A 21,482-nucleotide genomic window follows, 5' to 3' on the forward strand; every position below is an offset into this window, starting at 1 on the left:
GGGGAAATGTTGATGATTAACGTCACCATTTGGAATGAATTTTTGAACGAAAAGTTGAATGATGAAGCCAAACAGATATATCCTGACGGGATACACAAAGCGTTGGCTGACGGCCTGGCAGGAGAGGGATTTGCCATTCGAACAGCTACTCTTCGTGATGATGCCGAGCATGGTTTGGGAGAAGAGATCCTGAATTCCACAGATGTGCTGCTGTGGTGGGGGCATAAAGCCCACGATCAGGTGAGCGATGAAGTTACGGCGCGTGTTGTAAAGCGAGTGCAGGGAGGAATGGGCTTGATCGTGCTACACTCGGGCCATTTTTCAAAGCCATTCAAAGCCCTAATGGGCACTAGCTGTGATCTGAAATGGAGGGTGGCAGGTGAACAGGAGATTATTTGGTCGGTGAATCCGTCACATCCTATTGCAGAAGGCATAGACGCCAAAATTTTGTTGAAGCAGGAAGAGATGTATGGCGAGTTCTTTGATATTCCAGCGCCGGATGAATTGGTATTTGTTAGTAACTTTGAAGGCGGCGAAGTATTTAGAACCGGATGTACTTTCCGCCGAGGTAGCGGTAAGATATTCTATTTCCGCCCAGGTCATGAGACCTATCCGACTTATTACCAGCCTGATATTTTGAAAGTTATCGCCAACAGCATTCGTTGGACTTCTCCGACAAATATTAACAAACCAATATATGGAAGAAGCGAACCTGTAAGACCTCTCGGTGGAGTGTTGGTATAATAACAATCATCACATTTTGATGAGCTGTATAATGAACAGATTGATAGGCGGAACCTCTAGGGATTCCGCCTTTTTGTATTTAACGATTTAGACATATACCTGCTGTGTTGGTTTGTTGTATAATCAGTTTTGGTCATGGCAACTTTATCAGCGCAGGTATTTAATTTAAGAAGAAAGTGTTTTCTTTCGGGATAAAGTATGCTAAAATGATATATACTAACAAAAGGAAAGCTTTATCAAACCGAAATGCAAAAGAAGGTGAAAAATTTGGAGAGTCAACCGCAATTTACAAAAATGTGTCCGCGTTTTGAAACCGCCTTTTCATGTTTGGGTAAGCGTTGGAATGGATTAATTATTCAATCCATGATGAGCGGTCCTAAGCGGTTTAAGGATATTTCCAATCTGATTCCCACAATGAGTGACAAAATGTTATCAGAGCGGATGAAAGATTTGGAAAATGAAGGAATACTTACACGTCATGTATATCCGGAAACTCCTGTCCGCATTGAATACGAGCTAACAACCAAAGGCCGTGCGCTTCAGCCGGTTATGGAACAGATTCAATTTTGGGCTGAGGAATGGATTAGATGAGCACCAAACTAAATAAGCGTTTCTCATAGCAAAACAGCCTTTTCCTAGGAAAAAGGCTGTTTTTTTATTTTGTGTATAGGACTACTTATCCATTTTACAGAAATGATCTGCATAGGCAGGACGGCTTAATAGCCTTTGACGCGCCCTGCAACTGAGAATAATCCTGCTGTTGCACGGCGGGGCACACGGGTTTGAATATCCAGCGCGGCCGAACGGAATGTACCCAAGCAGGAATGGCAAAGTCTTCCTGCATAAATGGGGGAACGGCAGGATTCACAAGGATAATCAAGCTGACTGTATGTGGAGGGAAACTTGCCTGCTCTTACCCAATCTGTGAGCAATTCTATAGGTGTGCCGGTTACGTCACTGAGCTGACGAGTATGAGTAGAAGGATGCTTCCATAGATAGTTAGAACAGCGGTCCAAGAATATATTTTCTTCCTGAATACAAGAACTACACAGGTTTCTAAGGTTTTGACGAAAAACGGAACCGCATTTTGGGCAATTAGAAGTATGTATCTCCATAGAAACCAGTCCTTTGTATCGAAACATAGTGAAATTTTAAATTTATTAGTTATATATTACTATGACCTTATACCTATATCAATCTTTATTTATGGAATCTCTGATCTTTAAGTGTATGTTGAAATCTGTGTTGACATTACTTTGTTACTTATGTATTATTACTTACATAAAGTTACTTAATGAATAAAATAAACTATTACTGATAAGGGGATCTTTATATGATGCCATCTTTATTTTTGGCCCACGGCTCACCGATGCTTGCTATTGAACAGACGGACTATACTTCATTTTTAGAGCAACTGGGGAAAAGCATTCGCCCTAAAGCGGTTGTTATCTTTACTGCTCATTGGGAAGCGCAAACGTTGACGATCAGTTCGATGGATGACGTGTACGATACCATTTATGATTTTGGCGGTTTCCCACCGGAACTGTACACGGTGAAATATCCAGCACATGGTTCTGTGGAACTGGCCAATAAGCTGGAAAAATTATATGAAGAAAAGGGCATTGACGTACAAACTGACCGGGTGAGGGGACTGGATCATGGATCCTGGACATTGTTGCATCGTATGTATCCTGAGGCAGACATTCCGGTAGTTCAGATCTCAGTAAATCCATATCTTTCGCCCAAAGCACAATATGCCATTGGTGAAGTGCTGCGTGGACTGGGAGAACAAGATATTCTGGTCATTGGCAGTGGAGTGACTGTTCATAATCTGCGTATCGTCAAATGGGGGGAAACGAAAACAGAACCTTGGGCTATAGATTTTGATGATTGGATTATTGAAAAAGTGCAAAGTAGAGATATAGAGGCTTTGGATCACTATGAAAGCGAAGCACCGTATGCTCGCCAGGCCGTACCAAGAGCAGAGCACTTTGTACCGTTGTTTATTGCAATGGGGAGTGGCAATCCTGCAAACAAAGCCAAGGTCATCCATAGAAGCTATGAGATGGGGAATTTAAGTTATCTATGCTTACAGTTTTAAAAAGTGTGTTGCCAGAAGAAGGACTATTGTTAAAATGCTTCGCAACTGCTTCTGTATAAGTAGAGGAGTGGAAATAAATTAGGGAGTGTTATAAGCTATAATGGCTTATAACACTCCCTTTTACGTAAAAAACGATTTATTATATGCGGCAAATCTCACGAGGGCACAATTCACAATGACATACGCCTTGCAGCATTTCCAAATCCTTGACAACAATCATGCCATTATCATATTCAACTGCATTTTTCTTACGTAGATCACTAAGCATCCGGTTTACGCTTTCCCGAGTCGCACCGATCATATTTGATAAGTCAGTATGAGTAATTTTTTTATGAATCAGGATATGTTCGCCGTGAGGCTCACCATAGGTATTGCATAGACGGATGAGTGTTGAACATAAAGCGCCAGGCTTGCCGTACATCATCAAATCGCGGAACTTAGTCTGAGTAATGCGATGATGCGAACCCATCCATTTCATAAAGTCAATCGCAAAATCACAATGCTGGCAAATAAGTAGCTCCAGATCTGTATGATCGATTACGCCAATATCACTGTCTTCCAGAACCTCAGCAGAAAAGGAATGCTTAGTACCGAAAAATGGATCGGCTTGACCAACAAGATCGCCGCTTTGATACATATATAGAATAAGTTCCTTACCCTCATCCGTTGTTTTGGTTACTTTCACGCGTCCGCGCTTAATATAAAACAGCTTATCCGCTGTATCTCCTTCCCAGAACAGATGCGAGCTTTCTGGCATAACTCGATCTTTCATCATCACTTGCAACCGGTTGAAGCTGGCCTCCGAGAAGCAACAGGTGTTGCCGCGGGCTTCCATTACATTTGTAGGGTTTCTCATCGTCCATTTCCCCTTTGTATCCTATGTTTTTTATCTGCAACTTGATCAATTCAAATTCATTATATACCTGCGCAATGCGTTTTTGGGGCAAGAAGAGGGGGTAAAAGTGGCAGAATTCCAAACTTTGTGATTTAATTCACTTCATAAAATAAAATTTTAAATAGATTGTGAAAAAAATCACAATATATCTTGAAAAGCTGTGTTACGATCAGTGCGTGAACAAGAGATAGTACACGAGATAACAGGAGGATGAGGGAAATGGCTGTTAAAAACGAGGTTATCCAAAAAGAGCAAAGCGCAGAGCAGTATATTCAAACGCTGATTGACCGGGGGAACCGGGCACAGCAAGCTTTCATGAGTATGAATCAGGAACAGATTGACGAAATCGTACAAGCTATGGCACTCGCAGGGATGGATAAACACATGTACCTGGCGAAGTTGGCTGTTGAAGAAACAGGACGCGGTGTGTACGAGGACAAAATCACCAAAAACATGTTTGCAACAGAATATGTCTATCATAGTATCAAAAATGAAAAAACCGTCGGTGTCATTGAAGACAATGATTTTGACAGTTTTCAAAAGATAGCAGAGCCAGTCGGCATTATCATGGGGATCACTCCAGTGACAAACCCGACTTCGACTACGATGTTCAAAGCGTTGATTGCCATTAAAACACGTAACCCAATCATTTTCGGTTTCCATCCATCTGCTCAATCGTGTAGTGCGGAAGCAGCCCGCGTCTTGCTCGAAGCAGCCGTCAAACATGGTGCTCCAGCTGATTGTATTCAATGGATTGAAGCTCCATCGATGGATAAGACAAATTCACTCATGAATCACCCGGATGTGGCTCTGATTCTGGCAACTGGTGGATCAGGCATGGTTAAGGCGGCATATAGCTGCGGTAAACCTGCTCTGGGTGTAGGCCCAGGTAACGTGCCTTGCTTTATTGAAAAAACAGCAGACATCAAGCAGGCCGTGAACGATCTTATCCTCTCTAAATCTTTTGACAACGGTATGATTTGTGCTTCCGAGCAAGCGGTTATTATCGAAGAGCCAATCTTCGAACAAGTGAAAAAATTGATGATCGCTAACGGCTGCTATTTTGTAAATAAAGAAGAAGCAGCTAAGCTCACTCAAGGAGCTATGAATGTCGAGAAATGTGCAGTGAACCCAGCAATCGTCGGGCAGTCTGCTGTGAAAATTGCTGAAATGAGTGGTATCACAGTACCAGCAGGAACTAAAATTTTGGTCGCTGAGATTGAAGGGGTAGGAACAAAATTCCCATTGTCTGCGGAAAAATTGAGTCCTGTATTGGCTTGCTATAAAGTGAAAAATGCGGAACAAGGTATTCAACGCGCTGCTGAAGTCGTGGAATTCGGGGGCATGGGCCACTCGTCCGCTATTCATTCGAACGATGAGGACGTTATCGCTCGCTTCGCAAACCGTCTGCAAACAGGACGTATCATTGTAAATGCACCTTCCACACATGGTGCGATTGGCGACATTTACAACACCAACCTTCCTTCGTTGACACTCGGTTGCGGTTCGTACGGTCGTAACTCGACTTCGTCGAACGTATCGGCAGTCAATTTGATTAATGTGAAAAGGGTGGCGAAACGGACGGTGAATATGCAATGGTTCAAAGTACCTTCCAAAATCTATTTTGAAAAAAATTCGACACAGTATCTTGCTAAAATGCCTGATATCACACGTGTAGCCATTATCACGGACCCTATGATGGTAAAACTGGGATATGTGGATCGTGTTATTCATTATCTGCATCAACGCCAAACACCGGTAGCTATCGAAGTGTTCTCTGAAGTAGAGCCAGATCCATCGACAGTTACGGTAGAACGTGGTACAGAAATGATGAGACGTTTCCAACCGGATTGCATCATCGCACTGGGCGGCGGTTCGCCAATGGATGCGGCTAAAGGCATGTGGATGTTCTATGAATATCCAGATACTGATTTCAATAACTTAAAACAAAAATTCATGGATATCCGTAAACGGATTTACAAGTACCCACGTCTGGGCCAAAAAGCACAATTTGTAGCTATCCCTACAACCTCGGGTACAGGTTCCGAAGTTACATCGTTTGCAGTAATTACGGACAAAAACCTGGGTAACACGAAGTACCCGCTGGCTGACTATGAGTTGACTCCTGATGTGGCAATTATTGACCCAGTGTTTGTATATTCGCTGCCTAAAACAGCTGTAGCGGACACAGGTATGGACGTTCTGACACATGCTATCGAGGCTTACGTGTCCGTAATGGCTAATGATTACACAGATGGTCTGGCAATTAAAGCCATTCAATTGGTATTCCAATACCTAGAACAATCGGCTCTGATCGGTGATAAGCTGGCTCGTGAAAAAATGCATAATGCTTCCACACTTGCTGGTATGGCGTTTGCTAATGCATTCTTGGGTATTAACCACAGTCTTGCACATAAATGGGGTGGACAATACCATACAGCGCATGGCCGCACGAATGCCATTTTGCTGCCGCACGTTATTCGCTATAATGCGAAAAAACCGACAAAATTTGCTTCGTTCCCTAAATATTCGCACTTTGTTGCGGATGAGCGTTATGCAGAAATCGCGCGCATACTGGGACTGCCTGCACGCACCACCGAAGAAGGGGTTAACAGCTTGATCGAAGCAATCCGTAAGATGAACAAAACACTCGGTATCGAGGAATCGTTCCAACAAATCGGTTTCGATGCGAAGGATTTCGAATCACGTGTAGACTATCTGGCTGACCGCGCATTTGAAGATCAATGTACAACTGCGAATCCGAAGTTGCCGCTGGTTACTGAGTTGGCTGATGTCTATCGCAATGCCTTCTACGGACGTTTTGACCAATAATATAATAGGTACGAAGAGGCTTGTGAAAAAGCATTTTCTCGTTCAATACCGATGCAGGCTCTCTATATAGAGGGCCTGTTGGTTTGGGAAGGGAGGTGAACGGCAAGGCTAAGGATATAGGCGTGAAGCTAGGGAAAATAAAGTGATAAAAATCACTCATATTGTGATTTTTATCACATACTACACTCTATCATTATTCTACAATAAGGGTGTAAGAAAGGTCCCGACACTGAGCGTAAGGCATCGGTGAACAGGCCGGGCTCAAGAAATAGCTTTATCGTGAAAAAAATCACAAGTCCGGAAGACCAAACAATTTGGAGGGATTTACATGTCGGTGATTGAGAGAGAATTACAAGAGCAACAATCTGGCTGGAGAGGTTTTAAAAAAGGCAAATGGACTAAAGAAGTCAACGTCAACGATTTTATTGAAACTAATATCTTACCTTATGTTGGCAATGAAGAATTTTTGGTTGGTCCTACCGCCAACACAACTGCATTGTGGGATATTGTATCCGATCTTACCAAAAAAGAGTTGGCAAACGGCGGCGTGCTTGATGTAGACGTGAATACGCCATCCACTATTATTTCACATAAACCGGGTTATCTAGACCGGGATAAAGAGCAAATTGTCGGTGTGCAAACAGATGCTCCATTCAAACGCTCTTTGCAGCCGTTTGGTGGAATTCGGATGATGATCGACGCTTGTAAAGCCTATGGTTTTGAAGTACCAGAAAGTATCATTGATATTTTCACTCATATTCGTAAAACTCACAACCAAGGTGTATTTGACGCTTATACAGATGAAATGAGAGCAGCTCGTAAAGCTGGTATCATTACTGGTCTGCCAGATGCATACGGTCGTGGTCGTATTATCGGTGACTATCGTCGTGTAGCTTTGTATGGTGCAGACTTCTTGATCCAAGATAAAAAGCTGCAACTGAAAAGCCTTGAAGTTGATTCCATGGAAGAAGACGTAATTCGTCTGCGTGAGGAAATTTCCGAACAAATTCGTGCTTTGAATGAACTGAAACAAATGGCTGCTGAGCACGGTTTTGATATTTCAAAACCTGCTAACAATGCGAAAGAAGCTTTCCAATGGGTATATTTTGGATATCTTGCAGCAATCAAAGAACAAAATGGTGCAGCAATGTCCTTAGGACGTGTATCTTCCTTCCTTGATATTTACTCTCAACGTGATATGGAAGAGGGTACAATGACAGAAGAACAAGCTCAAGAACTGGTCGATCATTTTGTTATGAAATTGCGTATTGTTAAGTTCTTGCGCACACCTGACTATAATGAACTATTCAGTGGAGATCCAACTTGGGTTACTGAGTCCATTGGTGGTATGTCCGTAACTGGAGAAACTCGGGTAACTAAAAACAGCTTCCGTTTCCTGCACACCCTCTACAATCTGGGACCTGCACCGGAGCCGAACCTGACTGTACTGTGGTCGGAAAAATTGCCTGAAGGCTTCAAAAAATATTGTGCGAAAGTTTCTATTGAAACTAGCTCCATTCAGTACGAGAATGACGATCTGATGCGTCCGATTTATGGAGACGATTATGGTATTGCTTGTTGTGTATCGGCAATGAAAATCGGTAAACAAATGCAATTCTTTGGTGCTCGTGCCAACTTGGCTAAAGCTCTGCTGTATGCAATTAACGGTGGTAAAGATGAAAAATCTGGCGTCCAAGTAGGGCCTGAATTCCCAGCCATTACAGGTGAAGTTCTGGAATATGAAGAAGTGTTGAGCCGCTTCAAACCTATGATGGAATGGTTGGCAAAACTGTACATGAACACTTTGAATGTTATTCACTACATGCATGATAAATATAGCTACGAACGCATTGAAATGGCGTTGCATGATCGTGATATTCTCCGCACCATGGCTTGTGGTATTGCGGGTCTGTCAGTTGCTACCGACTCCTTGAGTGCCATTAAATTTGCAAAAGTTAAACCAATCCGTAACGAAAAAGGGATTGCTGTTGACTTTGAAATCGAAGGCGAATACCCTTGCTACGGTAACAACGATGACCGTGTAGATAACATCGCTGTGGAACTGGTAGAAAGCTTCATGAGCATGATTCGCAAGCATAAAGCTTATCGTAATGCGGTTCCTACTCAATCTGTACTGACTATTACTTCCAACGTGGTTTACGGTAAGAAAACAGGTACAACACCGGATGGACGTAAAGCAGGCGAACCGTTTGCACCAGGGGCAAACCCAATGCACGGCCGTGATAAAAAAGGTGCTTTGGCATCTCTGAGTTCCGTAGCCAAATTGCCTTATGAACACAGTCTGGATGGTATCTCGAACACCTTCTCCATCGTGCCTAAAGCACTGGGTAAAGAAGAAGAAACACGCAAAACAAACCTTGTTTCGATGATGGATGGCTACTTTGGAAGCCACGCACATCATCTGAATGTCAATGTGTTTGCTCGTGAACAACTGTTGGATGCAATGGAGCACCCAGAAAACTATCCACAGCTGACGATTCGTGTTTCCGGCTATGCCGTTAACTTTATCAAGCTGACTCGTGAACAACAATTGGATGTTATTAACCGTACTTTCCACGGTACAATGTAAATAAGTATTACAATGACGCACGCATAGCGGATGCGGGAAGGATGATGCAACATGTTGAAAGGTCACATACACTCATTGGAAACCTTCGGGACCGTCGATGGTCCCGGCATCCGCTTCGTGCTCTTTATGCAAGGATGCTTGTTGAAATGTCAATATTGCCATAACCCGGACACTTGGGCCTTGAATGAAGGTAATCCGATGACGTTGGAGGAGGTATTGGCTGAGATTGAGCCGTATTTAGCCTATTACCGTTCTTCAGGAGGCGGATTGACCGTATCCGGTGGAGAACCGACGCTGCAAGCTCATTTTGTCGCAGAGCTGTTCAAAGAAGTGAAACGTCGGTGGAATTTGCACACGACACTGGACAGTAACGGCTTTAATGACGCGGGCCGTATCCATGAACTGCTGGACGTAACAGACTTGGTGCTACTGGATATTAAGCATATTGACAATGACAAGCATATTAAGCTTACAGGCAAGTCTAACGACCGTATGTTAAGTACGGCTCGCTGGTTGTCTGAGCAAGGGCGCAAAATGTGGATTAGACACGTATTTGTACCGGGTATTCATGATGACGAGCAAGATTTATTGAATTTGGGACGGTTTATCGGAACGTTGAACGGAGTCGAGAAATTCGAAATTTTACCTTACCATCAAATGGGTGTTTACAAGTGGGAAATGCTCGGTAAGGAGTATCCGTTGGAGGGAGTTCCATCTCCTACAGATGAAGAAGTTCAACGTGCTTACCGACTCATTGAAGAGGGTCGTCTGGAGACTGCAGGAAAGAATGCTGTCTGCCGTCCATCATAATGTAAATGGTTCAAAAGCTATTTCCTAGTAATGAAGCCGCCGCCACATCAGGTCAGATGGGCGGCGGTTTTTTGTTGTTGAATTTTTTGCAGTCACAGGAGAAAGTTCCCTTTTTTTCATGATCAGCAAAATTTCCAGAAACTTTTTAACAACTGACGCGTCTAATAGTATGACTTTTTACGGGAATGATAATAATTTGGTGATAGAAGGAGACAGACAATGAATTTCAAGAAATGGACCATGCTCACCGCCCTTGCGGTGGCTCAGGTGGCCGCAGTAGCCCCTGTAGGAGCAGAAGCAGCATCAACAACCGTTCAATCCACCGATTCGGTTAGCGCACAGCAGGCTCAGGCCAATGTTGCTGATTCAGGCGTTCAGAATAGCATCGGAGATCAAGATGGAACTAGCACACAAAATGACACGGTTACACCTAATAACACAGGCGTATCCAATGATCCATTGACTGGCCTGCCTACGGATACAACCAACGGATCGAACGTTTCCAATGATGTATACGGTGGAGACGGAACGATCACCAATCCTGGTGGAGCTCCAACATCCATGGGTGCTAATCAATTGATTTTGTACTTAAACAGCGCGAAAATGGAACAAAACGGACAGGTGTACACAGCAACTCAGCCGATGACTGTTAAGGACGGAGTTTCCTATGTAGCTATCCGTTCTCTTGTCAGCCGTGTCGGATTGCAGTTTAGTTATGACACTGCCACCAAAGAAACCGTAATCACACAAGGAACAAATGTCATGCGCTTCAAAACAGACAGCAAGGTTTATACGGTTAACGGTGAAGCCAGACAAATGAAGGGACCGGCTTTTCAGCAAAAGAACGTATTTATGGTGCCATTGACCTCGATTACACAGGCCTTAAATATTCCTTATACTGTGAATAATACGACTAAACAAGTTATCATGGATTTGAATCAGAAACCTAAAGCTTCCTTCACGGTTCAGCAAAAAGATATCTATGCGGGCGAAACCCAAGTTACGTATTTGACGAAGGAATCTTCTCCTACAGGTCTTCCGATTGTGAACCAACGTTGGGAAGGTAAGCAGGACGTATTTCAGGAGCCGGGTACATATGTAGTTACCTATTCTGTTCTTGACTCTGCTGGGAACTGGAGTGATCCTTACTCAGTTACAATTACAGTAAGACCACCAAATCAGCCGCCAGTGGCTCTGTTTACAACTGATAAAAAAGAGTACAAGATGGGCGAGAAAATCACCATTACCGACCTGAGTACAGATGATGAGAATGCTATCACTAAGCGTGATTGGGAGAATAAGAAACTTGCCTTTTTCCAACCAGGTGATGTAACAATCACACTCACCGTGACTGATAAGCACGGCGCAACAGGTACCAAAAGTGAAACAATTAAAATTACGAATGAATTGCTGTACAACGAAGATGATTTCAATAAAATCTTCACACCATATGGTGATAAATATACAGTAGACGGCAGTCAGGTGCCTACCATGGCTACTATTCCAGTGACAAGTACTTCTTCACCGCGTCTTTTGATCCGTGCTAACAGCCCAGAACGTGTGTTCCAGGATGGTATCGTGTATCAAGAAACCGGATCAGGCAGCACGCGCATACTCGTCCATCATGTCAATGAAACGGGTAGAGATGTGAAGATGTACGTGATTGCGACCAACAACAATATCACTCCTGCCAATATAAATGTCGAAAATTCCGGTTTTGCTGGACCATCTGAATTTGCCACGGCTGCGGGTAAAGTCTCGATTCAACGATATTTTCAATCCATGCAGGATGGAAGCAAGCGTTCTAGCACAGTTCTAAATCCTGGCGAAAATCGCATTATTTTAGAGGATTTGAATGCACAAAAAATCAAGCAAAAACAGGTCATTTCTCTGTTATCCGATTTATATACGGATCAACCTATTCAATACACGGTTATTGTGTTAGATGCAAATGTAGATCCGTTGACCGTGATGCCTACTCTGGCAAAACTGCCTAAGGACGGTATTCACAACCGTGGAACGTATGCTAATGCTGATATCTCGCTCAATTATACCGAAGAGGTTGGTAAAACAGCTCAACGTATCGTTCTTGGTGATAATAAGGTAGACCCGAACCTGATTGGTACGGACGGTCTGGACGGCTCTTCTGCTTCCAATGCCGGTAATTTTGGTGTTGTATATAAAGTTAAATTGGATCATGTAGCGCCGTATTCACTGATTACGTTCAACCCGCGTGGAGGCGAATATTCCGGCTATGCGATGGTAAACAATCAGGTTGTGGGTATCCCGACGAACGGCGCGGTATGGGCTCCAAATGAGATGAGTGTGCTGTATCGCACAGGGCATATCGAGGAAAGTGTAGAGATGTATTTCACTGCTGCTGCAGGAAGTAACTTGCCAGTTTCCGTAGTAGTTATGCCTTTACCAGCTATTAAAAATTAATATGAATTAACCGGTGCTGTTTACCGGCTTAGACCTTGGGTCTCGTCATTCACCGTTTAAAAGTCGATGTCACTTGCAGAATATAGGCGTTCTCCTGCTGCGAATTTAATCGTAGCGCCGGAGAGCGTCTTTTTCTTATGTATAGATACGAATATCTCTTATAATATTGACTTTAATCGTGGTATAATAAATAGATGCAAGCCTAAGCCTGCATCAGAAAACCTGAAACTACAGACAGGGGAGGGTGAAACGCATGCTGACAAAGGATGAAATTATTGCAACAATGTCCGCTCAGGGGCTGCGTATTACAGATCAGCGCAAGACGTTGGCCACGTTATTTTCCGAGAATGAAGGGTATCTGTCCCCCAAAGACGTTTATGAATATATGGGTAAGAAGTACAGTGGACTTAGTTTTGATACGGTTTATCGTAATCTGCGTGTAATGCAGGAATTGGGTGTACTGGAACAGGTATCTTTTGAGGATGGAATGAAGTTCAAGGTGAGCTGTAATGAACATCATCACCATCACCATATGATTTGCTTGAGCTGTCAGAAAACATTACCGATTTCTTTTTGCCCAATGCAAATGACGGATACAACGGATCAATTCCAAATCGTCGAGCACAAGTTTGAAATTTTTGGTTATTGCAAAGATTGTCAACAGAAGAATGGGCATACTGACAGTAATTCGGATGGGGGATTCAGACAGACGAGCAGTCACACTCACAGCCACGGGGGCTACTGAAATGAAAATCACCACACGCAGAGTGGTACAGGCTCCGATTAAGTTTTATCGTTCCTATATTTCACCGTTAAAGCCGGCTACCTGCCGATTCTATCCAACGTGTTCGGCGTACGCGTTGGAGGCGGTAGAGATGCATGGTGCGCTCAAAGGTTCATGGCTTGCTGCTAAGCGTATAGCCAAGTGCCATCCCTTTCATCCGGGCGGCGTAGATTTGGTCCCTCCTGCAAAAAAGGGAACAGATAGGTCTAGCGAAGATCGTTTGGCTACCCACTCTGAAAAGGGTCTGACTTGACAGCGCTATGCGGATTTGGTTATATTTTGGTTAATATTGTTTTCCTGCGAAGGGATGAGTAGGGTAAAACGCCCAGTACAGAGAGCCGGGGTTAGCTGCAAACCGGTCTGGAGCGAAGCCTGAATATGGTCCTGGAGGAACCTTTTTCGAGCGTATTTGCCACAATTATTAGTGCTTGGGAGGCAATCGTAAGGGGGAGGCGTGTTCCAGCGTTAATGGGCGGTCAGATGTGACCGGTGAAGCCTGTAGTCTGCGAGGATACAGGAAAATTGGGTGGTAACGCGTGAGGTGACTCTCGTCCCATAGGGGCGGGGGTCTTTTTTGTGCCCAATTTGTGCCAAATACATGAATTGGAGTACCATCATGTCAGCAGGTCTTATAGCTGCCGTGAACAAAACAGGAGGCAACACACATGTCCAATGAGAACACATTTTACATTACGACACCGATCTATTATCCGAGCGACAAGCTACATATAGGTCATGCTTACACGACGGTTGCGGGAGATGCAATGGCCCGTTACAAGCGGCTACGCGGTTATGAAGTGCGCTATTTGACAGGAACGGATGAGCATGGTCAGAAGATTGAGCAGAAAGCAAGTGCAGTAGGCAAAACGCCGCAACGTTTCGTAGATGATATTGTGGCAGGTATTCAAGAACTGTGGCGGAAGCTCGACATTTCCAATGACGATTTTATCCGTACTACGGAGGAACGTCATAAGGCTGTTGTACAAGAAATTTTTGATCGTTTGCTGAAGCAAGGCGATATTTACAAGGGAGAATACGAAGGCTGGTACAGCATCCCTGACGAGACGTACTACACAGAAACTCAGCTGGTTGACGTGGTGAAGGACGCCGAAGGCAATGTGGCTGGAGGAAAAAGCCCGGATAGTGGACACCCTGTAGAACTGGTCAAGGAAGAGTGTTACTTTTTCCGTATGAGCAAGTATGCTGATCGGTTGCTGCAATTTTATGAAGAGAATCCGCAGTTTATCCAGCCGGAATCACGTAAAAAAGAGATGATCAATAACTTCATCAAGCCGGGTCTGGAGGATTTGGCTGTATCCCGTACTACCTTCGATTGGGGCATTAAGGTGAAGGGGGATCCGAAGCATGTCGTGTATGTGTGGATTGATGCACTTTCCAACTACATCACAGCCTTGGGTTATGGCTCTTCCAATACCGAGCTGTATGATAAATTCTGGCCTGCAAATGTGCATATCGTAGGTAAAGAGATTGTACGGTTCCACACGATATATTGGCCGATCATGCTGATGGCGCTGGATCTTCCGTTGCCTAAAAAAGTATTTGCACATGGTTGGCTGCTCATGAAAGACGGTAAAATGTCGAAATCTAAAGGCAATGTTGTAGACCCAGTGACGTTGATTGACCGTTATGGTCTGGACCAACTACGATACTACTTACTGCGCGAAGTGCCTTTTGGGGCAGACGGAACATTTACACCAGAAAGTTTTGTAGATCGAGTTAATTCGGATTTGGCAAATGATCTGGGCAACTTGTTGAATCGTACCGTGGCGATGGTAGATAAATATTTTGATGGTAAGGTTCCAGCTTATGAAGCGAATGTAACAGCATTCGACGGAGCTTTGGAAGACATGGCAACATCGACTTATAGTAAAGTAGAAGAAGCCATGGAAAACATGGAGTTTTCCGTGGCATTAACGGCGATTAGCCAATTTATTAGCCGTAGCAACAAGTATATTGACGAGACGCAACCATGGAATTTGGCTAAGGATGAGGCAAAACGTCGCGAATTGTCATCTGTTATGTTGCATTTGGTAGAAAGCTTGCGCATCGCTTCCATCTTACTCCAGCCATTCTTAACCCGTGCTCCTCATAAAATTTGGGAGCAGCTCGGTATTAGCCAAGGTGAGTTGACTACATGGGATAGCGGCAAACAGTTCGGTCGTATTCCGGAAGGAACGCAGCTAGTCAAAGGTAATCCGATCTTCCCGCGTCTGGATTCAGAGCAAGAGGTTGCTTTTATCGTGGAAGCGATGACTGGAGGTAAGAAGCCGGAGGAAGCTACGACACAAGCTCAACCGCAGAATGCATCTGAGACGAGTCAGGAAGCACCGGAGGCAAAGGAAGAGATTGGCATTGAGGATTTTGCCAAGGTGGAACTGCGCGTTGCTCAGGTCGTCGCCTGCGAGCCTGTGAAGAAGGCCGATAAACTATTGAAGCTCCAGCTTGACCTTGGTTATGAGCAGCGGCAAGTAGTATCAGGGATTGCGAAGTTTTATACACCTGAAGATATCATTGGGCGCAAGGTGATCTGTGTGACCAATCTGAAGCCAGTAAAACTTCGGGGAGAGCTGTCGCAAGGTATGATTTTGGCAGCATCACATGGAGATCAGCTTACGCTGGCCACCGTACCGGAAGGTATGCCGAATGGTGCGGTTGTAAAGTAGAACGCTATGTAAAAATAAAAGAGCGTATGTCCAGGAATTATTCTTCCTGGGCATGCGCTTTTTGGCTTGCATCATATTTTGCTCCCGTTATACGTATGTTTTAGTAGGCAGGGCTTGTTTGCTTGTGTTCACTTAAGACAGGTGGGAGGAAATGATGATGACAAATATCAACGCTGGGTTGGCGATCATAGCCGGACTGGTTTCTTTTTTTTCACCGTGTTGTTTACCGCTGTATCCATCTTATTTATCGTATATGACAGGGATGTCTGCGCGTGAACTGGCTGAAGGACGGCACAAGGCTGAGGTTCGTTATCGTACGATGGGACATACGCTTGCTTTTGTATTGGGCTTTTCGGTCGTTTTCTATTCACTGGGTGCAAGTGTCGGGTTGCTTGGAGAATGGTTTGCCAATTATGGGGACACGCTAAGAATGGTAGCGGGATCACTTATTTTACTAATGGGGCTGGTATCTCTTGGTGTGGTGCGTCCTTTGATTCTAATGAGGGAGCATAAGCTTCGCTGGACATGGAAGCCTGCCGGGTACGCCGGTTCCTTTGTAATCGGAATTGGATTTGCGGCAGGCTGGTCGCCCTGTATCGGTCCCATGCTAACAGCTATTATCGCTTTGGCGGCAGTAGAGCATCACATTTGGTTCAAACTGATTACAGGCTATGCGCTTGGCTTTGCGATTCCATTTTTTGTATTAGCTTTGCTGGTAGGCTCTGTTCGACTATCCTCTCGCTATACCTCCATCCTCATCAAGACAGGTGGCATACTACTAGTTATTACGGGCATTTTACTGGTAACGGATCATATGACCCATGTAACGCTATTTTTACAACGGATTACCCCAGATTGGATGCTAGTTATGTGAAATATTCAATACGACTTAAAGGGAAATGTTCAAAAATGCGCTCTGTGATAAACTCTCGCAGTGCATTTTGCTGTTCATCGGGATAAACATATTTGTTTTGTCCCCAGCGGCCCCATTTTTTCTTGCGTTTCTCTATGTCCATCTCCAGCTTGGTTTTCGGATAACGTTTCTCGATGACAGCTTTGGATGTTTTGGTGAAGCGATGCTGAATTAATTCGAACGTCAAATCTTTTGTAGCATGCTGTGGCAAGGTTTCTCCCAATTTTCGCAGCAACTCGCCGTAACCTTCTTCCCAGCCGTCATACCAGATGATGGGTGCGATGATGAACCCCAGTGGATAACCGGCTCGTGCGATTTTGCCAGCGGCTTCAATACGTTCCTCGAAGCGTGAAGTTGCAGGTTCAAACTGTTTAATAACATAATCGGAATTAATGCTAAAGCGGATGCGAGTATGACCATTATGTTTAATATCCAGTAATGGATCAACATGATGATATTTAGTAACAAAACGCAGACGACCAAATTCTTCATCTGCCATGAAACGAATCAAGTCTCCAAGCGTTCCGGTGATATGCTCCAAACCAACTGGATCGGAGGTGCAAGCTGCTTCAAAACGGGTAATTTCAGGCGCACGCTCCTCGATATAAGCTTTAGCTGCTGATAAGATATCGTCAGTGTTGACATATACACGAATATACGGCTTTGCTCCCAAGGTTGTTTGTAAATAACAGTAGTGACAGTGCCCCATACAACCAGTCGAAATGGGGATGGCGTATTCGGCAGAGGGCTTGGATTGGTCAAAAGTTAACGTTTTACGGATACCGACAACCAAAGTTTTTTTTGCCATTCGGTACTTTTCAACTTCAGTTTCACCTGGTAAATTGGTAATTCGGTTGTGAGAGGTAGTCATCCGATACGGAATATCCTTGGCTTTAACCCAATCCATAATACGCTGGCCCTTGGGATAATTCAGTGCGTCTGGCTCAAAAAACACCAGATCAGGCAAAAATGGCTTGGTTCCTCTGGTTTGGACAGGAGTACGCTCAAGCGTAGACATGACTAACGCTCCTTTCGAAATAAATCCACAGTGCTCTGGTGTCCAACTTTAACATATTGCCGCAGAAATAAACGATACAGGGACGACGATATTAGTGTGCCCCGCTTAAATTGAACAAATCGTGGCAATAGCTGTGAGTGAAGGGATGAGACTTGCCAATGGGCAATGATAACATGTATCATTACATAGTAGGTTTAACGCAGGAAATGAAGGCGGTAAGCGCCCGTTCAATAACAGAAAAGAGGGAAACAAGTGCCAACGCCAAGCATGGAAGATTATTTGGAACGCATTTACCAACTGATTGATGAGAAGGGTTATGCTCGTGTCTCGGATATCGCAGAGGGGTTAGAGGTGCATCCTTCGTCCGTCACCAAAATGATTCAGAAGTTGGATAAGGACGATTATCTTGTATATGAGAAATATCGGGGACTGATTTTGACACCGAAAGGGAAAAAGGTCGGCAAACGGTTGGTTGATCGCCATCAGTTATTAGAGCAATTTCTGGATATGATTGGGGTTGACAAGGACCTGATATATAAAGATGTGGAAGGTATTGAGCATCATTTGAGCTGGGATTCCATCACCCGTATCGAAACATTGGTTGAGTATTTTCGTCGGGATGAAGATCGCTTGCGCCAGCTTCATGACATACACAAGGAATTGAGTGGAGATTCCTAAAAGCATCTGTCCTTACGGACGATGCTTTTTTATTTGTCCCGACCGCAACAAATATCCGGTTATTAGCGTCTATCCATTATATAGCAGGACAAGATAGGGGTTAAAATTAACAGGGTTAGCGGAGGATTGTAATAATATGAATCGAAAGAAAATAGTGGCATTGGCTGCTGGCCTACTCTTAGCAGTGCAGACTGCCATCGTTCCTGGAGTTCAAGCAGCTCCAACTGGTAATATTGAAATTATATTGGACGGACAGTCCCTGCAAAGTGACGCGTCACCGTATATTGTACAGGGAGCCAATGTTACGATGGTTCCTTTGCGAGTGATTAGTGAGGGATTGGGCGCTCAGGTCAACTGGTCGGAATCGTCCGGTACGGTAACGATTACAGCACAGAACAAAAATATAACTATGGAGAACGGTGCACAAAGCGCTACGGTGAATGGCAAGTCAGTTCGACTGGATGCATCTGCCCGTATGACAAGCGGGAGAGTCATGGTGCCTCTGCGTTTTGTTGGGGAAGAGTTGGGATTAAAAGTGGATTGGCAAGCTTCAGAGCGAGTTATTACGTTAAGCAGTGGTAAGGAAGGTGTCTCTACTGGCGGGAACACTTCTGCAGGAAGCAGCGGCTCTATATCAGATACGCCTGCATCTGGCAATCAGGAGAGTGTAAGTACAGATCAGGGAGCCATCGATGATGAGCAGGCGGTTGTCACTTCACCGTCAACGTCTACTAGTGAGGACGGTTCAAGTTCTTCACAGGCAAATGTTGTTCAGGTAAAGGCTTCAACTTCCATGCGTGGAGCATGGATTTCTACCATTAACGGAGATTGGCCTTCTTCCGCTGCCCGAAGCAGCTCCGAGAAGCAAAAGCAGGAGTTTACTAAAATGCTCGATGATTTGCAGGGGATGGGCATCAATGCGGTATTTGTTCAGGTTCGTGCCAGCGGCGATGCGCTCTATCCGTCGAGTCTTGTACCATGGAGCAAGTATTTGACCAACACCCAAGGTAAAAATCCAGGCTATGATCCCTTGAAATTTATGATTAGCGAATCGCACAAGCGAGGGATGGAATTCCATGCCTGGTTTAATCCGTTCCGTGCGAATTCTACAGGAACAACCAGCGGCTTGGCTGCAAATCATGTGGCTAATCAACATCCAGACTGGATTGTTAAGAATGGTAGCCAATTGTACATCAATCCAGGAATTCCGGCTGCACGTCAGCATGTCATTACGGCGATTATGGAGGTCGTGAACGGATATGACATTGACGGCGTCCATTTGGACGATTATTTTTATCCTTACAGCGGGACTTTTGATGATGATGCGACCTTCAAAGCATATAATACCAACAAAATCTCTAGCAAGGGCGACTGGCGGAGAGATAATGTGAACAGTTTTGTTCGCGATTTGGGCAAAAGCATTCATGCCAGCAAGTCTAAAGTTCAATTCGGAATTAGTCCTTTTGGGGTATGGCGTAACAAATCTCAGGACTTAACGGGTTCAGACACGAAGGCAGGCGTTACAGCGTATGATACGACGTTTGCGGATGTAAGAACCTGGATTAACAAAGAATGGATTGATTATGTAGCTCCACAAATTTACTGGAGTATCGGTTTCCCAGCGGCGGGATATGACAAGCTTGTCGCATGGTGGTCCAATGAGGTCAAAAACTCAGATGTTAAGCTGTATATCGGTCATTCTCCTTATAAGATCGGCACCCCTGAAAAGGGCTGGCAAACGGCTCAAGAGCTAATTAAGCAGCTTGAACTGAACGAAGATTATAAACAGGTCAAAGGGGATATTTACTTTAGTGCACAGCATCTGCGTAAAAATCCATACGGACTCATTCAGCTTCTTCAAAATTATTATCAAATGTGATATAAATTGGATCATATAGGTTCTATTTGGGCCTCCGTTCTCATACATAAGCAGTAGAACTGCTTACTCCCAAGAGAACGGAGGTTTTTTGATCTATGCTGATCAATGCTGTGTTCCAGGGTGGAGGGGTTAAGGGAATTTCGCTGGCGGGTGCAGTTAAGGCTGCGGAGGAGCATGGAATTGTATTCAATCGTTTGGCAGGTACATCATCAGGTGCTATTGTAGCTGCTTTATTGGCTGCGGGATACTCTGCGGATGAAATGAAAGCCGTAATTGAGAAAACCCCCTTGGTCAAGTTGTTACGACGTTCTCCAGTGTTCAATATTAAGTGGGTTGGACCAGCAGCTCGTATCTTTCTTAAAAAAGGGCTCTACTCAGGGGAGGCACTGGAGCACTGGGTACGTGAGCTGTTACGAGCTAAGGGAGTGCGTACGTTCGCGGATTTACCTCCTGGCAAACTGCGCATTATTGCATCAGATATCACGAATGGACGCATTCTGGTGCTTCCTGAGGATATCAAACGTTTTGGTATCAATCCCTCTTCACTGGAGGTAGCTAAAGCCATTCGGATGAGCACAAGTATCCCTTATTTTTTTGATCCCGTTATGTTAAGGCTTGATTCTGCACTTGCCAAGGGAAAGACTTTTTCTCAGCAATTTGTATTTGTAGTTGATGGGGCTTTACTAAGCAATTTGCCGTTGTGGCTTTTTGATGAGCCTGTAAATGAACGTGAGGCCAAAACGATTCCAACGGTAGGGTTTCAAATGGTGGGCAAAACGGGGACGGAGACCAAAGTTTCTTATATACGGGGTCCATTGACCATGCTGCAGGCTATTTTTGATACCATGCTATCAGCACACGATGAACGATATATTGAGCAGGAGAATCGGTATCGGACGATTAAAATTCCAACATTGGGTATCCGCACTGCACAATTTAACATTTCTACAGAGCAAAGTGATTTGTTGTATGCTTCCGGTGTGCAGGCAGGGGATGCTTTTTTCCACAAATGGAGCATCACTTCTTACCAGCAGCAGTATAGCAAGTACCAATTGATGAAGGATACCATGTACGCTATGAAATAAACACTAACTGGCAGTTAAAGTTAATTT

General features: G+C 44.3%; 17 protein-coding genes. 14 read left to right on the forward strand and 3 right to left on the reverse strand.

The genetic code is table 11. From position 1 onward, the window contains the following. Positions 1-12: 12 nt before the first annotated feature. Positions 13-744, forward strand: a complete 732-nt coding sequence (locus tag NSQ58_RS12880; RefSeq protein WP_023989276.1) for a ThuA domain-containing protein — start codon at positions 13-15, stop codon at positions 742-744. A gap of 246 nt (positions 745-990) precedes the next feature. Next, on the forward strand, positions 991-1,335 hold the full coding sequence (locus tag NSQ58_RS12885) for a winged helix-turn-helix transcriptional regulator (protein ID WP_013371810.1): 345 nt from the start codon (positions 991-993) through the stop codon (positions 1,333-1,335). Between the two features lie 125 nt (positions 1,336-1,460). On the opposite strand, the gene NSQ58_RS12890 is transcribed toward NSQ58_RS12885, so the two are convergent. Beyond that, entirely contained in the window at positions 1,461-1,760 is a 300-nt protein-coding gene (locus NSQ58_RS12890) for a hypothetical protein (protein ID WP_226887755.1), read from the reverse strand. A 317-nt stretch (positions 1,761-2,077) separates the two neighbouring features. Between NSQ58_RS12890 and NSQ58_RS12895 the strand changes: the two genes are divergently transcribed. Beyond that, the gene (locus NSQ58_RS12895; RefSeq protein ID WP_075154407.1) at positions 2,078-2,845 is read left to right on the forward strand and encodes a DODA-type extradiol aromatic ring-opening family dioxygenase; all 768 of its coding nucleotides are present in this window, start codon (positions 2,078-2,080) and stop codon (positions 2,843-2,845) included. Between the two features lie 139 nt (positions 2,846-2,984). Here the strand turns inward: NSQ58_RS12895 and NSQ58_RS12900 are convergent, their stop codons facing one another. Then, on the reverse strand, positions 2,985-3,701 hold the full coding sequence (locus NSQ58_RS12900) for a Crp/Fnr family transcriptional regulator (protein WP_013310849.1): 717 nt from the start codon (positions 3,699-3,701) through the stop codon (positions 2,985-2,987). Positions 3,702-3,959: 258 nt separating this feature from the next. Here NSQ58_RS12900 and adhE point away from each other — a divergent pair, with 258 nt between their 5' ends. From adhE to NSQ58_RS12940, 8 genes are all read left to right on the forward strand, one after another. Beyond that, positions 3,960-6,572, forward strand: a complete 2,613-nt coding sequence (gene adhE / locus NSQ58_RS12905) for a bifunctional acetaldehyde-CoA/alcohol dehydrogenase (RefSeq protein WP_023989274.1) — start codon at positions 3,960-3,962, stop codon at positions 6,570-6,572. A 328-nt stretch (positions 6,573-6,900) separates the two neighbouring features. Continuing rightward, positions 6,901-9,162 carry a formate C-acetyltransferase gene (gene pflB / locus NSQ58_RS12910; protein WP_025722256.1) on the forward strand — a complete coding sequence of 754 codons (2,262 nt, stop codon included), beginning with the start codon at positions 6,901-6,903 and terminating at the stop codon, positions 9,160-9,162. Between the two features lie 51 nt (positions 9,163-9,213). Continuing rightward, positions 9,214-9,972, forward strand: coding sequence for a pyruvate formate-lyase-activating protein (gene pflA / locus NSQ58_RS12915; protein WP_013310845.1), 759 nt, complete (start codon positions 9,214-9,216; stop codon positions 9,970-9,972). 219 nt (positions 9,973-10,191) lie between these two features. Continuing rightward, positions 10,192-12,414: a copper amine oxidase N-terminal domain-containing protein gene (locus tag NSQ58_RS12920; protein WP_028540587.1), complete on the forward strand. Its 2,223-nt coding sequence runs from the start codon at positions 10,192-10,194 to the stop codon at positions 12,412-12,414. A gap of 253 nt (positions 12,415-12,667) precedes the next feature. Then, positions 12,668-13,159, forward strand: a complete 492-nt coding sequence (locus NSQ58_RS12925; protein WP_013310843.1) for a Fur family transcriptional regulator — start codon at positions 12,668-12,670, stop codon at positions 13,157-13,159. Position 13,160: 1 nt separating this feature from the next. Continuing rightward, positions 13,161-13,451 carry a membrane protein insertion efficiency factor YidD gene (gene yidD / locus NSQ58_RS12930; protein WP_023989271.1) on the forward strand — a complete coding sequence of 97 codons (291 nt, stop codon included), beginning with the start codon at positions 13,161-13,163 and terminating at the stop codon, positions 13,449-13,451. Positions 13,452-13,863: 412 nt separating this feature from the next. Then, positions 13,864-15,882 carry a methionine--tRNA ligase gene (gene metG, locus NSQ58_RS12935; protein WP_339200314.1) on the forward strand — a complete coding sequence of 673 codons (2,019 nt, stop codon included), beginning with the start codon at positions 13,864-13,866 and terminating at the stop codon, positions 15,880-15,882. A 157-nt stretch (positions 15,883-16,039) separates the two neighbouring features. Beyond that, positions 16,040-16,756, forward strand: a complete 717-nt coding sequence (locus NSQ58_RS12940) for a cytochrome c biogenesis CcdA family protein (RefSeq protein WP_023989269.1) — start codon at positions 16,040-16,042, stop codon at positions 16,754-16,756. Here NSQ58_RS12940 and splB read toward each other — a convergent pair. Further along, positions 16,749-17,813 (reverse strand): spore photoproduct lyase, encoded by a 1,065-nt coding sequence (gene splB, locus NSQ58_RS12945; RefSeq protein ID WP_023989268.1) that lies wholly within the window; start codon positions 17,811-17,813, stop codon positions 16,749-16,751. The genes NSQ58_RS12940 and splB overlap by 8 nt on opposite strands. 252 nt (positions 17,814-18,065) lie before the next feature. On the opposite strand from splB, the gene mntR reads away from it, so the two are divergent. The 3 genes from mntR to NSQ58_RS12960 all read left to right on the forward strand — a co-directional run bounded on the left by mntR (position 18,066) and on the right by NSQ58_RS12960 (position 21,455). Then, positions 18,066-18,491, forward strand: coding sequence for a transcriptional regulator MntR (gene mntR, locus NSQ58_RS12950; protein WP_007430946.1), 426 nt, complete (start codon positions 18,066-18,068; stop codon positions 18,489-18,491). A gap of 136 nt (positions 18,492-18,627) precedes the next feature. After that, positions 18,628-20,370: a family 10 glycosylhydrolase gene (locus NSQ58_RS12955; protein WP_341057561.1), complete on the forward strand. Its 1,743-nt coding sequence runs from the start codon at positions 18,628-18,630 to the stop codon at positions 20,368-20,370. 95 nt (positions 20,371-20,465) lie between these two features. Then, positions 20,466-21,455 (forward strand): patatin-like phospholipase family protein, encoded by a 990-nt coding sequence (locus NSQ58_RS12960; RefSeq protein WP_023989266.1) that lies wholly within the window; start codon positions 20,466-20,468, stop codon positions 21,453-21,455. The last annotated feature ends 27 nt before the right edge of the window (positions 21,456-21,482 follow it).

This window comes from Paenibacillus sp. FSL M7-0134 (assembly GCF_038007865.1).
GTDB classification, from domain to species: domain Bacteria; phylum Bacillota; class Bacilli; order Paenibacillales; family Paenibacillaceae; genus Paenibacillus; species Paenibacillus polymyxa_B.

Coding starts and splice junctions, on each gene's coding strand:
- NSQ58_RS12880 (WP_023989276.1), top strand. CDS start 13: ATGATTAACGTCACCATTTGGAATGAATTTTTGAACGAAAAGTTGAAT.
- NSQ58_RS12885 (WP_013371810.1), top strand. CDS start 991: ATGCAAAAGAAGGTGAAAAATTTGGAGAGTCAACCGCAATTTACAAAA.
- NSQ58_RS12895 (WP_075154407.1), top strand. CDS start 2,078: ATGATGCCATCTTTATTTTTGGCCCACGGCTCACCGATGCTTGCTATT.
- NSQ58_RS12900 (WP_013310849.1), bottom strand. CDS start 3,701: ATGAGAAACCCTACAAATGTAATGGAAGCCCGCGGCAACACCTGTTGC.
- adhE (WP_023989274.1), top strand. CDS start 3,960: ATGGCTGTTAAAAACGAGGTTATCCAAAAAGAGCAAAGCGCAGAGCAG.
- pflB (WP_025722256.1), top strand. CDS start 6,901: ATGTCGGTGATTGAGAGAGAATTACAAGAGCAACAATCTGGCTGGAGA.
- pflA (WP_013310845.1), top strand. CDS start 9,214: ATGTTGAAAGGTCACATACACTCATTGGAAACCTTCGGGACCGTCGAT.
- NSQ58_RS12920 (WP_028540587.1), top strand. CDS start 10,192: ATGAATTTCAAGAAATGGACCATGCTCACCGCCCTTGCGGTGGCTCAG.
- NSQ58_RS12925 (WP_013310843.1), top strand. CDS start 12,668: ATGCTGACAAAGGATGAAATTATTGCAACAATGTCCGCTCAGGGGCTG.
- yidD (WP_023989271.1), top strand. CDS start 13,161: ATGAAAATCACCACACGCAGAGTGGTACAGGCTCCGATTAAGTTTTAT.
- metG (WP_339200314.1), top strand. CDS start 13,864: ATGTCCAATGAGAACACATTTTACATTACGACACCGATCTATTATCCG.
- NSQ58_RS12940 (WP_023989269.1), top strand. CDS start 16,040: ATGACAAATATCAACGCTGGGTTGGCGATCATAGCCGGACTGGTTTCT.
- splB (WP_023989268.1), bottom strand. CDS start 17,813: ATGTCTACGCTTGAGCGTACTCCTGTCCAAACCAGAGGAACCAAGCCA.
- NSQ58_RS12955 (WP_341057561.1), top strand. CDS start 18,628: ATGAATCGAAAGAAAATAGTGGCATTGGCTGCTGGCCTACTCTTAGCA.
- NSQ58_RS12960 (WP_023989266.1), top strand. CDS start 20,466: ATGCTGATCAATGCTGTGTTCCAGGGTGGAGGGGTTAAGGGAATTTCG.